The following is a 13,146-nucleotide window of genomic DNA, read 5'->3' on the forward strand; positions in this document are numbered from 1 at the left end:
CCGCGCGGGCCCTGCCCGGCGCGAGGAGGACCGCCATGCACATCGATCTCTCCGGCCGCACCGCCCTGGTGACCGGCTCCACCCAGGGCATCGGCGAGGCCATCGCCGTCGGGCTGGCCCGCGCCGGGGCGCACGTCGTCGTGAACGGCCGCGGCCAGGAACGCGTCGCCGAGGCCGTCCACGCCGTACGGACCGCCTCCGGCAACGACCAGGTCACCGGCGCTGCGGGCGACCTCGCGACCGAGGACGGCGCCGCGGCCGTCCTGGAGGCCGCACCGGCGGTCGACATCCTCGTCAACAGCCTCGGCGTCTTCGGCTCCGCCGCCCCGCTGGAGATCGAGGACGCCGAGTGGCGCCGCTACTTCGAGGTCAACGTCCTCTCCGCCGTCCGGCTCATCCGCGCCTACCTGCCGGGCATGAAGGACAACGGCTGGGGGCGCGTCCTCAACATCGCCAGCGACTCGGCCGTGGTCATCCCCGCCGAGATGATCCACTACGGCATGACCAAGACCTCGCTGCTCGCGGTCTCCCGGGGCTTCGCCAAGGACGCCGCCGGCACCGGCGTCACGGTCAACTCCGTCATCGCGGGCCCCACCCACACCGGCGGCGTCGAGGACTTCGTCCGCGAACTCGTCGGCGACGACCTCCCCTGGGACGAGGCCCAGCACGAGTTCATGGTCAAGCACCGCCCCCAGTCCCTGCTGCAACGCCTCATCGAGCCCGAGGAGATCGCGCACATGGTCGTCTACCTCGCCTCGCCGTACGCCTCCGCCACCACGGGCGGCGCCCTCCGCGTCGACGGCGGCTACGTCGACTCGATCCTGCCCTGAGCGCGCCTGCCGCTACCGCTCGTCCACACCGGCGTCCTGCGCCGCCATCACCTCGTCGCCGTGCTCGAAGGCCCACGCCCCGATGGTGTCGATGGGCCCCAGCAGGGTGCGCCCGAGATCGGTGAGCGCGTACTCCACGCGCGGCGGGGAACCGGCGTACGCCTGCCGGGACACGAGCCCGTTGAACTGGAGGCGGCGCAGCGTCTCGGTGAGGACCTTGGGGCTGATCGACCCGATGTGCTCACGCAGTCCGACCGGGCGGCGGGGGCCGTCGCGCAGGGACCAGAGCACCACGGCGTTCCAGGTGTGGGAGAGCAGGTCGAAAGCGAGGCGGGCGCGGCAGTCGGCGAGGAAGGCGTCGGTGGTCACGTACCAGATGGTGCCCGAGCCGCGTTCTAGCGTCGACGCGAACGGCTGAACGGGCCGTCGGCGAAAGGACACGCGTGATGAGGATCGGCGTACTGGGCGCGGGGAACATGGCGGACGCGCTCGCCACCCACTGGGTGCGGGCGGGGCACGAGGTCGTCGTCGGCGGACGCGACAAGGAGCGGGCGCGAGGGCTCGCGGCACGGCTCGGCGGCGGCGCGAAGGGCGACGGGCTGCGCGAGGCCGCCGCCTTCGGTGACGTGGTGCTCGCCGCGCTGCCCTTCCGCGCCGGTGCCGAGGTGGTGCGGGACCTGGGACCCCAGCTCCGGGGCAAGGCGCTGATCGACTGCTCCAACCCCGTCGGCCCCGGCTTCCGGCTGCTGACCGGCGGTGGCGCCTCGGCGGCGGAGCAACTGGCCGCAGCGGCGCCCGGGGTCCAGGTGGTCAAGGCGTTCAACCTCTGCCACGAGGACGTGTGGCGCATGCGTCCGCCCGTCTTCGACGGCCGTCCGCTGGCCGTACCGGTGTGCGGGGACGACGGACCCTCCCTCGACCTCGTACGCCGACTCGTACGGGACACGGGCTGCGTACCCGTGCCGGGCGGCGGACTGGAACGCGCGGGGCTCCTGGAAGCGACGGCGGCGCTGTTCATCGGGCTGTGGGTCGGTGAGGGAGCGGACGCCCAGGCGATCGCACCGCCGCTGGCGTACGCATCCGGCCCCGCGCGGGGGTGACAGGGCTCCAGCCTCGCCCTGCCCCGCATCGTTGACGTGCCCATGGCGCTTCGCTAGCTTCGGAGAGCGTTCTCCTGTACTCCGGCGGAGCGCCCTCCGTCACCCCCAGTCGTTCCGGGAGCCCCCATGAAGCCTGCGCGATCCAGGGCAGCCCTCTTCGGTGCCGCACTGACAACGTTGTCCTCCCTTCTCCTGGGCGCTGTGCCCGCCGTCGCCGCCCCGGAGGCGGCGGTGTGCAACAAGTACTGCGACGCGCGGGACCCGGCGCTCAGTCCGCAGGACCGGATCCCCGTCACGGCCGCCGTCGACTCCCGCACGATCGCCCTGCACTTCGACGACACCGACGCGATGGGCTGGGGCTCCATCGACAACGGCGCGGCCGGCGACCACGTCTGGCTGGACCGGTCCATGGACGGCGGCCGGACCTGGACGTCCGGCAGCAAGCTGGGCGACACCGCCGTGCCCTCCGGGGGCCGGGGCTGGCGCACCCAGATGTACAACGTGGACGACTGGAACACCCAGGGCGTCGGAGCCCTGCGCGCCTGCGGGCAGCCGGCGGGCGGCGGCGCCATCGCCTGCACCCCCTGGGCCCGCACCACCTGGAACGCGGGCAGCAGGAGCACCGCCGCCGCGACCGCCCTGATGATGTCGTACGACCGGGGCACCAAACTCTTCGGCGGCAACGGCTGGTGGACGGCGGCCAACGCGCTGACCGCCGTCATCGACAACATCCGGATCACCGGCATGGGCAGCTACCGGTACGCCATCGCGGACACGTACGAGAAGAACATCAACGCCCAGGGTGGGCAGTTCCGCAACGAGTACCTGGACGACACCGGCTGGTGGGGCCTCGCCTGGATCGCCGCCTACGACCTGACGGGGGAGAGCCGCTACCTCGACACCGCACGGGCCGACGCGGACCACATGTTCGCCAACTGGAACGGCACCTGCGGCGGCGGGGTCCGGTGGAACACCGGCGGCAACTACAAGAACGCCATCACCAACGAACTCTTCCTCGGCCTCACGGCCGCCCTGCACAACCGCATCCCCGGTGACACCGTGTACCTGGACCGGGCGAAGAACGAATGGGACTGGTTCCGGCGCAGCGGCATGATCAACGGCGACCGCATGATCAACGACGGCCTCGACGGCAACTGCGCCAACAACGGCCAGCCGACCTGGACCTACAACCAGGGCGTCATCCTGGGCGCACTCACCGAACTGCACCGGGCCACCGGCGACCAGACCCTCCTGACGACCGCCCGCTTCCTCGCCGACGCGTCCACCGTCCGGCTCCAGACCGACGGCGTCCTGCGCGAACCCGGCGAGGGCGACGGCTGCACCGGGGACGGCCCCAGCTTCAAGGGCGCCTACGTGCGCGGCCTCGGCACCCTCGACCGCGCGCTCTCCGACCACCCGTACGCCGCACCCCTCACCCGCTGGGCCGACGCCGCCCACGACCGCGACCGCAACGCCCTCGACCAGTACGGCCCGCACTGGAACGGCGGCGGGGCCACCGACTACGGCTGCCAGCAGAGCGCGCTCGACCTCCTCAACGCCGCCACCGGCTGACCCTCCGGGGCGCCCGGCACGCGAAATGCCGGGCGCCGTCACCCACGAGGGAACACCCGGCTGAGTACGATCCCCTGATGAGCGATGCGCATGCGGCCGGGATGATCCGCGTGGTCGGCGCGGCGACGAACAACCTCAGGGACGTCACCGTCGACGTCCCCAAGAAGGCGCTCACCGTCGTCACGGGGGTGTCCGGCTCGGGCAAGTCGTCGCTGGTGCTGGACACGATCGCGGCCGAGGCCCAGCGGCTGGTCAACGACGCCTACCCGACCTTCGTACGCAACCGGCTGCCGCAGCTGCCCGCCCCGAGGTCCAGTCGATGGACGGGCTCACCTTCACGGCGCTGATCGACCAGCGCCGCTTCACCGGCAACGCCCGCTCGGTCGTGGCGACCGCCTGCGACGTCGCACCGCTGATGCGGCTGGTGTTCTCCCGGATCGGCGAACCGTCCGCCGGCTACACACCCGCGTACTCCTTCAACGACCCGACGGGAATGTGCCCGGAGTGCGAGGGCATCGGCACCGTGGTCGACATCGACCCCGCCGAACTCATCGACCCGGAGAAGTCCATCAACGACGGGCCCGTCCGGTTCAGCCTGTTCCGGCGGGGCGGATACCGGTGGAAGCGGTTCGCGTACAGCGGTCTGTTCGACCGGGACAAGCCGCTGAAGGACTACACGGACGAGGAGATGGACCTCTTCCTCCACGCCGAGCAGCTGAAACTCCCGAACCCGGACCCGGAGTTCCCCAAGACCGCCCGCTTCGACGGCGTCATCACCCGCATGCGCGACACCTTCGTCAAGAACCACCCGACGAAGATCTCCGCGCAGGTCCGCGAGGAACTGGACCGCATCACCACCCGCCACACCTGCCCGGAGTGCCGCGGCACCCGGCTCAACGAGGCGGCCAGGGCCAGCCTGATCGACGGCCGTTCCCTCGCGGACTGGTCGGCCATGTCGGTCACCCGGCTACGGGAACTGCTGGCGGACACCCACGACCCGCGTGTCGAGCCCGCGCTCGACGGCATCCGCGCCACCCTCGACGCCCTCCGCTCCGTGGGCCTGGGCTACCTCTCCCTGGACCGGACCTCGTCCACCCTCTCCGGCGGCGAGGCCCAGCGCGTGAAGATCGTCCGCCACCTGGGCAGCGCCCTCACCGACGTCACCTATGTGTTCGACGAGCCCTCGGTCGGCCTGCACCCCGTGGACGTCCACCTCCTCACCCATCTGCTGCTCCGGCTGCGGGACTCGGGCAACACCGTGCTGGTGGTCGAGCACCACCGGCAGATGATCGACATCGCGGACCACGTCATCGACGTCGGCCCGGGCGCCGGGGCCGACGGCGGGCGGATCGAGTTCGAGGGCACGCCGGACGCGCTGCGGACGAGCGGAACCGTGACCGGGCGGCTGCTCGGCACTCCCCTGGAGGTCGCGACCACCGCCCGCCCCCGGCAGGGCTCCGCCGTCGTCCGGAAGGCCCGGGCCAACAACCTGACCGGCTTCGACGCCGAGATCCCGCTCGGCGTCCTCACCGCCGTCACCGGAGTCGCCGGCTCCGGCAAGAGCTCCCTCGCCACCCGGGAACTCCCCTCCCAGCACCCCGAGTTCACCGTCGTGGGCCAGGACCCGCTGCGCGGCGGGCAGCGGTCCACCTCGCTCTCCGTCCTCGGCGTCGCCGACCACGTCCGGGGCGCGTTCGCCGGGGCATCGGACCTGGACCCGTCCTGGTTCAGCTTCAACTCCAAGGGCGCCTGCCCCGCCTGCCGGGGCAAGGGCCACCTCACCACCGAGCTGGCCTTCCTGGACGACGTCTCCACGCCGTGCGACGTCTGCGGCGGCCTGCGCTTCAACGACACCGCCCTCGCCGTCACGGTACGCGGCAGCACCATCGCCGACGTGCTCTCCATGGCCGCACACGAACTCGCGGACCAGTTCCCCGACGACCCCGGGATCGTCGCGGCGATGTCCTGGCAGCAACGCGTCGGCCTCGGCTACATCGCCGTCGGCCAGTCCCTCGACACCCTCTCCGGCGGCGAGAAGCAGCGCCTCCTCCTGGCGCGCCACCTCAACGGCGTGGACGACATGGCCGGCGAACGGATCGTCCTGGACGAGCCGACCACCGGACTGCACCCCAGCGACGTGGACCGGATCAACGTGCTCTTCGACGACCTCCTGGAGGCCGGTGCCACGCTCGTCGTGGTCGAGCACAACCTCCGCGTCGTCGCCCGCGCCGACCACGTCATCGACATCGGGCCCGGTGCCGGCACCGACGGCGGCCGGATCGTCTTCACCGGCACCCCCGCCGCCCTCCTCCGCGACGACACCTCGCTGACCGGCCGCGCCCTCCGGCTCGCCTCCGCCCCGGAGACCCGGACGCGCCGTAAGAAGACCCGTGGCCGTACGGCAGAGTAGGGGCATGCCGACCTACGCGACCATGCCGTACCACCTGGAGACCGAGCGACTGATCCTTCGCCCCTGGGCCGAATCCGACGCCCCCGACTTCAGCCGACTCCTCTCCGAACGCGGCGAGGAGAACCACACCGTGGAGCGCGCCCGCAAGGCCATCGCCGGTCTCCTCGCCGGCACGGAGAACACCGGCATCGCGCTGCTCCCCATCCAGCGCCGGGACGAGGGCGACTTCATCGGATACTGCGGACTGATCATCGGCCGCTCCACCCTGGAGGAGCCCGAGATCGCCTACGAACTCTTCCGGCGAGCGCACAACAAGGGCTACGCCACCGAGGCCGCCCGCGCCGTGGTCGGCGCCGCCGCCGCGACCGGGCGGCGACGGCTCTGGTCGACCGTCGGCACCTGGAACGCGCCCTCGCTCCGCGTCCTGGAGAAGCTCGACTTCGTACGGGACCACCTCTCCATGGAGGAGAACGGCGAAGTCGTCTGGCTCACCCGCGAGTTGCCGTAGCCATCACGTCCGACGCCGGTACGCGAACACCCACCGGTTCCCCTCCAACGCGTCGTTCGGCTCCGGCAGCGGACCGCGCCCGTGGCGGCGGGTGAACTCGAAGGGCGTGTGCGTCGACGCGGACCAGCCCCTCGCGGCGAGCCGGCCCGCCGAGTCGGGGCGCGGGCCCGGGTCGAAGAGGCCCAGCAGGTCGATGCCGATCTGTTCACGCGTCGCCGTGTAGATCGCGCTGTCCCGGTACGCCATGAGGTCCGCCTCCAGCTTCGCCTCGAAGGCCAGGGCGCTCCCCTCGGTGGCCAGCAGGTCCACGGTGTCCACGAGATACGTCTCGGCCGGGCCCGGCAGGTAGAACAACAGCCCCTCCGCCAGCCAGATGCTCGGCGCCGCCGGGTCGAAGCCCGAAGCGGTCAGCGCGGTGACCCAGTCGTCGCGCAGGTCGACCGGGATCGGCACCCGCTTCACCTTCGGCGCGGCCGACAGGCCCGCGAGGACCTGGTGCTTGAAGGCCAGCACGCCCGCCCGGTCGACCTCGAAGAACACACAGTCCGACGGCCAGTCCAGCCGGAACGCCCGGGTGTCCAGCCCGGCCCCCAGCAGCACCACCTGGCGGGCGCCCGTCAGCACCGACCGTACGACGAAGTCGTCCAGGACCCGCGTCCGCAGCCCGAAGTAGCGGGCGAACCGGCCCCACAACGCGTTCTCGTCCCCGTCGGGCACCTCCTCGATCCGCACCGGCCACCCGTCGCAGGCCGGCGCGGCCCGCACGAAGTGCTCGGCGTAGACGTCGCGGGCCAGGCTGTCGCCGCGACGGGTCTCGATCGCCCGGGCGGCGGCGACCAGGAGGGCGGTCAGCCCCACACCCCCGCCCACGCCCCCCGCAGCCAGCTCCTCGGACGTCGTACCGCATACCTCGTTCATCGGCTTCTTCCCTCCGGAATCAGGACGGGTTTGACCACCCGGCCCGCTTCGCAGTCGCGTTCGGCCTCGTTGATCTCGGCCAGGGGATAGGTACGGATCAGCTGGTCGAAGGGGAACCGCCCGGCCCGCCACAGCTGCGTGAGTACGGGGATCAGCAGCGCCGGCACCGCGTCCCCCTCGCAGATGTGGCGGACGCTCCGGCCCCGGTCCAGCGTCCCCGGCTCCAGCGCCAGGGCGGTGTGCAGCCGCGCCACCAGCCCCAGCGTCCCGGTCGGGCGCAGCGCCAGGAGCGCGTCGTTGATCAGCGCCGGCGACGCCGTCGTGTCCAGCGCGTACCGCGCGCCGCCGTCCGTCAGCCCGCGGACGCGCTCCGGCAGCCCGGCCGCGTCGGCGGACAGCGGGACGGCGCCGAACCGCTCGGCGAGCTCCAGCCGCTGCGGCAGCCGGTCCACCGCCACGACCGGCACACCGGCCGCCCGCGCCGCCATGACCGCGGCGAGCCCTACCGCCCCGGCACCGAGGACCACCAGCGGGTCGCCGGGACCGGCGCGGAAGGTGTTCAGCACCGCCCCGGCCCCGGTGAGGAAGCCGCAGCCGAGCGGCCCGAGCAGTTCGACGGGCAGCGCGGGATCGACGCGGACGGCGTTGCGGGCGGACACGAGCGCGTAATCGGCGAACGAGGACTGGCCGAACCACCGGGGTGCCAGCGCCTTCCCGTCCGCGTCGCCGAGCCGGGACGGCTCCCGCGCACGTCCGCCGAAGAGGTTGAGGGCGGCGAAGGAGTCGCAGTACGCGGGGGCCGCGCCCCGGCAGTTCCGGCAGTGCCCGCAGGAGTCGAAGCTCAGCACCACAGGGTCGCCGACGCGGATCTCCGTACCGGGCCCGCCGCCCGACCCCACGACGACCCCGGCCCCCTCGTGACCGAGGACCGCCGGCAGCGGGCTGCGCCCGGCCGACCGGCGCACCGCGAGGTCGGTCCGGCACATCCCGGCGCCCGCGATCTCCACCAGCAGCTCACCGGCGGCGGGCTCGGTGTGCAGGACGACGTCCTCGACCGCGAACGGCTCCTCGTACGCGCGCAGCACCGCCGCCCGGAATCTCCTGGTCACGGCGCCTCCGGGCAGTGGACGACGAACGGCCGCAGATTTCCGTACAGCCCCCACGGCCCGCCCGCGACGCCGACCCCGCTGTCCTTGATCCCGGCGAACGGCTGGGCGAGCGACAGTTCGGCGTGATGGTTGATCCAGGCCGTGCCGCACTCCAGCCGGTCCGCCACCGCCTCCGCCCGGTCGAGATCAGTGCCCCAGACGGAGCCGCCGAGGCCGAAGCCCGTGCCGTTGGCCGCGGCGACCGCCTCGTCGACGCTCCCGTACGGCAGCACCGGCAGGACCGGCCCGAACTGCTCCTCGGTCACCACCGCGCTGTCCGGCGGCACATCGGTGAGGACCGTCGGCGCGAAGAAGTGGCCGGGCCTGTCCAGCCGGTGGCCGCCGGCCGCGGCCCGGGCGCCGTCGGCCAGGGCCCGTGCGGTCAGCTCCGCCACCCGGGCCAGCTGCGGGGCGTTGTTGACCGGACCGATGCGGGTGTCCGGGTCCAGACCGCTGCCCACCGCGACGGACTTCGCCCGCAGGGCCAGCGCCTCGACCACCTCCGCGTGCAGCCGGGCGGGGGCGTACACCCGCTTGACCGCCATGCAGACCTGCCCGCAGTTGCGGAACGCGGCCCAGAACAGCCGGTCCGCGACCCCCTCCACATCGACGTCGTCCAGCAGGACGGCCGCGTCGTTCCCGCCCAGTTCCAGGGTGACCCGGGCGAGGGAGGCCGCCGCCCCCTCGGCGACCGCCCGCCCGGTGGGCACCGAACCGGTGAAGGTGACGTGCCGGATGCCCGGATGCGAGGCGAGGCGCGCCCCGAGGGGTTCGCGCCCGGTGACCACGGTCAGCACGTCCTCGGGCAGGACGGCCGCCAGCACGGACCCCAGCAGCCGGGTGGCCAGGGGGGTGTACGGGGACGGTTTGAGGACCACGGTGTTGCCCGCCGCGAGCGCGGGCGCGAACTTCGCCGCCGCCAGTTGCAGCGGGAAGTTCCACGGCACGATCGCGGCCACCGGCCCGACGGGACGCCAGCGGACCTCGCTGCGCACGGGCCGCCCGTCGCCGATCCGCCGCGTCCTCGGGGCCAGGTCCGCGAAGTACCGCAGCCGGGCCGCCGTGCGGGCGACCTCGGCGTACGACTCGGCCAGCGGCTTGCCCTGCTCCCGGGTGAGCAGCCGCGCCAGCCCGTCACCGGCCGCCTCCACGGCGTCGGCCGCGCCGCTCAGCGCGTGCGTCCGGGCGGCGGCGTCGGCCCGCCACCCGGCCCAGGCCCGGTGCGCCCGGCCGACCACCGCGTCCAGCTCGTCCGGCCGCATGTCGGGGGCCTCGCCGCAGGTCTCCCCGGTGGCCGGGTCGGTCACGGAGATCCCGCGCCCCGCCTCGTCGGAGGTCCGCATCCGGCGGTCAGCCCGCGAGGGTGACGCCGGCCGCGAACTCCCGGGCGTGCCGGTCCATCTCCGCCCGGAACGCCGCCACCAGATGCGGCTGAATCCTTCCGGCATTGCGGTCACCGCCCTCGCAGACCGCCCCGCGCACCCCCACGATGTCCGTGCCGATCCGGGTCAGCGTCGCGAGGTCCGCCTGCTTCACGCTGCCCGCGAGGGCCGCGAGCAGCCCGGAGGCGTGGGCGAGACCGACGAACTCCGCGCAGACGTCCGGCGGTACGTGGTCGAACAGCCGGGAGCCGTCCTTGATCGCCGTGTCGAGCATGGCCGCGTCGGCACCGGACCGGGCCGCGATGTCGGGGAGGGCGAGCGGATTGACGCATCCGACGCGGTGGGCGTCGGCATACCCGGAGGCGACGACCAGCGCCTCCGGACGGTAGTCCTTCACCGCCCGGACGACGGCCCGCATGACGTCGATGCCCTGGTCGGGCGTCGTGCACCCGTAGAGCCCGACCTTGATGTACGTGGCCCCGGAGACGACGGCCCCGAGCGCCGCCTGCGCCACCGTGCCGGGCTTGTACGGGACGTCGCCCACGGTCGCGGACACCGGCTTGCCGGCCGGGACCGCCTCCCGGATCTCCCTGATCACCCAGGGGAAGTTGGCGCCGAGCGACCCCTCGTCGGGCTTCTTCACATCGACGATGTCGAGATACTCCGCCGCCTTCGCACAGTCGACGGCTTCCTCGACGCTGTCCGGAGAGATGAGAAGCAACACCTTGGGCTCCTTCCGCCGCAGGGGTGCGGATCACCAGGTTGACCTGCGGTGCGCTCATCATTTCCGCCGCCCAGGGGCCCCGGTAGAGCGCGCGGGACCCCCTGGGAGCACAGCGCCCGCGCGCAATGCGCCGCACACCCCGGCGCAGGGGAGCACCGTGGGATCATGCGGGGATGAGCAGTGACCTGGAAGTGAGCGCCTTGGCCGTCAACATCACGATCCCGGCGGAGCTCCGCTGGACCGACACCCGGCGCGGGACGGAGTTCCAGCTGACCACCCTCAACATCAGGCTCCTCCCCGACGGCCACCTCGCCGCGAAGGCGTACGGCAGGCCGGTGGAGGGCGGCCGGGGCGCGTACGTCTCGTTCCCGGTGCCCGACCGGCCCGAACTGGCGGCCCTGGTCGCCGAAGGGGCGAGCCGCGCCGGCACGTTGTGGGCCGCCCATCGCGGCCTGGGCTGAGCCCGGCGGCGTACGCACGAGGCCCCGCGAGCGGACCGCTCGCGGGGGCACACGGACGGGGGTGCTCAGCTCTCCAGGGAGAAGGTCTGCGCCGCCGATCCGTCGCACGGCTGCTGCGAGAGGTGCGCCCCGTTGGCCGTGGAACCGCCGTCCACGGCCAGGCACTTGCCGCTGTTGCGGGCGACGAAGCGGTAGCGGCCGGCCGCGCCGGAGGGCTCCGCCCGCCACTGCTGGTTGGTGCCGCCCACGTACGACCACAGGTGCACCCGGGTGCCGGACGCGGTCGCGCCGGGGCCGCCGTCGACGTCCCACACCTTGCTGTTGTGCCGGTTGACGACCTGGTAGGTGCCGTCACCTGCGGACCGGAACTGCCAGCTCTGGTTGGCGCCGGTGGTGCAGCTCCACTGCTGGAGCGCGGTCCCGTCGGCGGTGCCCCAGTCGGCGGCGTCCAGGCAGGTACCGCTGTTGGCGTTCTTCACCCGGTACCAGGCGGAGGAGTCGATGGAGCCCGTGGGCGGCTCCGTGGTGCCGCCGTCGGTGCCGCTCCACACGAAGGTGGCGACCGCGCCCGCGGGCAGCGTGTAGACCAGCGACCTGCCGTTGTCGGTCAGCGAGAACTTCTGCGCGCTCGTGGCCGAGTTGACGACGTACGCGGCACGGCTGCCGTCCGGGTTCTGGAAGGCGACGTTCTCCACCCCGCCGCTGCCCTGGCTGGTCGAGCCGATGCGGGTGGCGCCGGGCTTGACGAACTTGGCGAGCTGCCCCAGCACGTAGTACTCGGCGTTACGGGTCACATTGCCGTTCGCGATCTCCACGACGCCGTTGCAGCGGTCCGAGCAACCGCCCTGGTGCGGGCCGCCGTTCTGGTCCAGGGCCAGGTTCCAGTCGACGACCGTCTCGCCGCCGTTGCGCATGTTCTGCACGACGAGGTTCTCGGCGTGCCACTTGAGGGTGTCGGCGAACGTGGTGGACCGGTCGGCGCTCTCCGTACCGGAGCACTCCGTGAAGAACACCCGCTTCCCGGCGTTGACGACCTGCTGCTGGGCGGACGGGTTGCCGCCGTAGCAGTGGAACGCGGCGCCGATCACCCGGCTCATGCCCGGGGTCGCGTTGAAGACCTCCAACGGGTAGTTGGGGTGGTCCCAGTTGTGGTCGAAGGCCAGCAGGTTCGTCGGCAGGTTCGCCGCCGTCAGCGTACGGTCGAGCACCTTGAAGAAGTCCGCCTGCTGCGACGACGACATGGTCATCGACGGGTAACTCGCGGCGAACTCCGGCTCGTTCTGCACGGTGAGGTCGGTCAGCGTGATGCCCTGCTGCCCGTACGCCTTGATCGCCTTGACCAGGTAGTCGGCGTACGCCTGGTAGCTGTCCGTCTTGAGGCTGCCGCCGTTCAGCGCGTTGTTGGTCTTCATCCAGGCGGGCGGCGACCAGGGTGTGCCCATGAAGCGGATGGCCGGGTTGACCGAGGTGGCCTGCTTCAGGACCGGAATGATCTCGGCCTTGTCCCGGTCGATGGAGAAGGAGCCGCGGGTGTCCTCGTACGTGTAGAGGCTGCTGTCCGCGTTGAAGTCGCTGCTCCCGAGCGGCTGGCGCAGATAGCTGAGCCCGATGCCGTCGCCGGCGGACGAGAACAGCGAGGTCATCAGCGCGTTCCGCTTGTCCTGCGGCAGGCCCTGGATGAGGTGGGCCGAGGCCCCGGTGACCGAGGCGCCCGCCCCGGTGAACTTCTGGCCCTTGCTGTTGGCGTCGACGCGGATGTCGACGCCCTGCGGCGAGCCCGTGAAGGCGACGGAGCCCTCGGCGGACAGCTTCTTCGCGCCGTCGGGGGTGGTGACCCACACCTGGGCCGTGGGGTCCGCGGCCTGCGCGGCCGTACCGCTGCCGGCCAGGCCGACGGCCGCGACGGCCATCGCCAGGGCCGCGCCTGCGGCGCGCGCCCGGGGGCGCGGGGGAGTGTCGTGGGACATGTGCGGCTCTCCTTCGGTCATGCCTGGGGGAGGACATGGCGCGTCCCTCGGACACCGTGGCGGGGCGCGGTTCCGTGGACGACGGCGATATGAAAGCACACCCACTAAGTGGTTAGTAAGTAGTCG

The 13,146-nt window shown here is 72.6% G+C and carries 13 protein-coding genes; 7 read left to right on the forward strand and 6 right to left on the reverse strand.

Translation table 11 applies throughout. From position 1 onward, the window contains the following. Positions 1–35: 35 nt before the first annotated feature. A complete protein-coding gene (locus NEH16_RS29835; RefSeq protein ID WP_073969149.1) occupies positions 36–830 on the forward strand; it encodes an SDR family NAD(P)-dependent oxidoreductase in 795 nt (264 codons plus the stop codon). 12 nt (positions 831–842) lie between these two features. Here the strand turns inward: NEH16_RS29835 and NEH16_RS29840 are convergent, their stop codons facing one another. Continuing rightward, positions 843–1,199, reverse strand: a complete 357-nt coding sequence (locus NEH16_RS29840; RefSeq protein ID WP_265546123.1) for a winged helix-turn-helix transcriptional regulator — start codon at positions 1,197–1,199, stop codon at positions 843–845. A 77-nt stretch (positions 1,200–1,276) separates the two neighbouring features. On the opposite strand from NEH16_RS29840, the gene NEH16_RS29845 reads away from it, so the two are divergent. From NEH16_RS29845 to NEH16_RS29865, 5 genes are all read left to right on the forward strand, one after another. Beyond that, positions 1,277–1,930: an NADPH-dependent F420 reductase gene (locus NEH16_RS29845; protein WP_265546124.1), complete on the forward strand. Its 654-nt coding sequence runs from the start codon at positions 1,277–1,279 to the stop codon at positions 1,928–1,930. A 192-nt stretch (positions 1,931–2,122) separates the two neighbouring features. Continuing rightward, complete coding sequence (locus tag NEH16_RS29850; RefSeq protein WP_374215629.1) at positions 2,123–3,502, forward strand: glycoside hydrolase family 76 protein; 1,380 nt, start codon at positions 2,123–2,125, stop codon at positions 3,500–3,502. A gap of 77 nt (positions 3,503–3,579) precedes the next feature. Beyond that, on the forward strand, positions 3,580–3,849 hold the full coding sequence (locus NEH16_RS29855) for a hypothetical protein (RefSeq protein ID WP_265546126.1): 270 nt from the start codon (positions 3,580–3,582) through the stop codon (positions 3,847–3,849). Then, positions 3,822–5,912 carry an excinuclease ABC subunit UvrA gene (locus NEH16_RS29860; RefSeq protein WP_265546128.1) on the forward strand — a complete coding sequence of 697 codons (2,091 nt, stop codon included), beginning with the start codon at positions 3,822–3,824 and terminating at the stop codon, positions 5,910–5,912. The genes NEH16_RS29855 and NEH16_RS29860 overlap by 28 nt, the downstream gene beginning before the upstream one ends. Before the next feature lie 4 nt (positions 5,913–5,916). Beyond that, the gene (locus NEH16_RS29865) at positions 5,917–6,420 is read left to right on the forward strand and encodes a GNAT family N-acetyltransferase (protein ID WP_265546130.1); all 504 of its coding nucleotides are present in this window, start codon (positions 5,917–5,919) and stop codon (positions 6,418–6,420) included. 3 nt (positions 6,421–6,423) lie between these two features. Here NEH16_RS29865 and NEH16_RS29870 read toward each other — a convergent pair whose 3' ends face one another. Genes NEH16_RS29870 through NEH16_RS29885 form a run of 4 tightly spaced genes read right to left on the reverse strand, consistent with a single transcriptional unit; the run spans position 6,424 to position 10,592 of the window. Further along, positions 6,424–7,338 (reverse strand): class I SAM-dependent methyltransferase, encoded by a 915-nt coding sequence (locus tag NEH16_RS29870; RefSeq protein WP_073969154.1) that lies wholly within the window; start codon positions 7,336–7,338, stop codon positions 6,424–6,426. Next, a complete protein-coding gene (locus tag NEH16_RS29875; protein ID WP_265546132.1) occupies positions 7,335–8,447 on the reverse strand; it encodes an NAD(P)-dependent alcohol dehydrogenase in 1,113 nt (370 codons plus the stop codon). Before NEH16_RS29875 ends, NEH16_RS29870 begins: the two co-directional genes overlap by 4 nt. Next, positions 8,444–9,829, reverse strand: a complete 1,386-nt coding sequence (locus NEH16_RS29880) for an aldehyde dehydrogenase family protein (protein ID WP_265546133.1) — start codon at positions 9,827–9,829, stop codon at positions 8,444–8,446. The genes NEH16_RS29875 and NEH16_RS29880 overlap by 4 nt, the downstream gene beginning before the upstream one ends. Positions 9,830–9,836: 7 nt before the next feature. Further along, entirely contained in the window at positions 9,837–10,592 is a 756-nt protein-coding gene (locus tag NEH16_RS29885; RefSeq protein WP_265546135.1) for a (5-formylfuran-3-yl)methyl phosphate synthase, read from the reverse strand. Positions 10,593–10,765: 173 nt separating this feature from the next. Here NEH16_RS29885 and NEH16_RS29890 point away from each other — a divergent pair, with 173 nt between their 5' ends. After that, positions 10,766–11,053: a hypothetical protein gene (locus NEH16_RS29890; RefSeq protein ID WP_073969158.1), complete on the forward strand. Its 288-nt coding sequence runs from the start codon at positions 10,766–10,768 to the stop codon at positions 11,051–11,053. Positions 11,054–11,118: 65 nt separating this feature from the next. Here NEH16_RS29890 and NEH16_RS29895 read toward each other — a convergent pair whose 3' ends face one another. Continuing rightward, positions 11,119–13,020 (reverse strand): RICIN domain-containing protein, encoded by a 1,902-nt coding sequence (locus tag NEH16_RS29895; RefSeq protein ID WP_265546138.1) that lies wholly within the window; start codon positions 13,018–13,020, stop codon positions 11,119–11,121. Positions 13,021–13,146 lie beyond the last annotated feature (126 nt).

Source organism: Streptomyces drozdowiczii, from assembly GCF_026167665.1.
Lineage (GTDB): Bacteria > Actinomycetota > Actinomycetes > Streptomycetales > Streptomycetaceae > Streptomyces > Streptomyces drozdowiczii_A.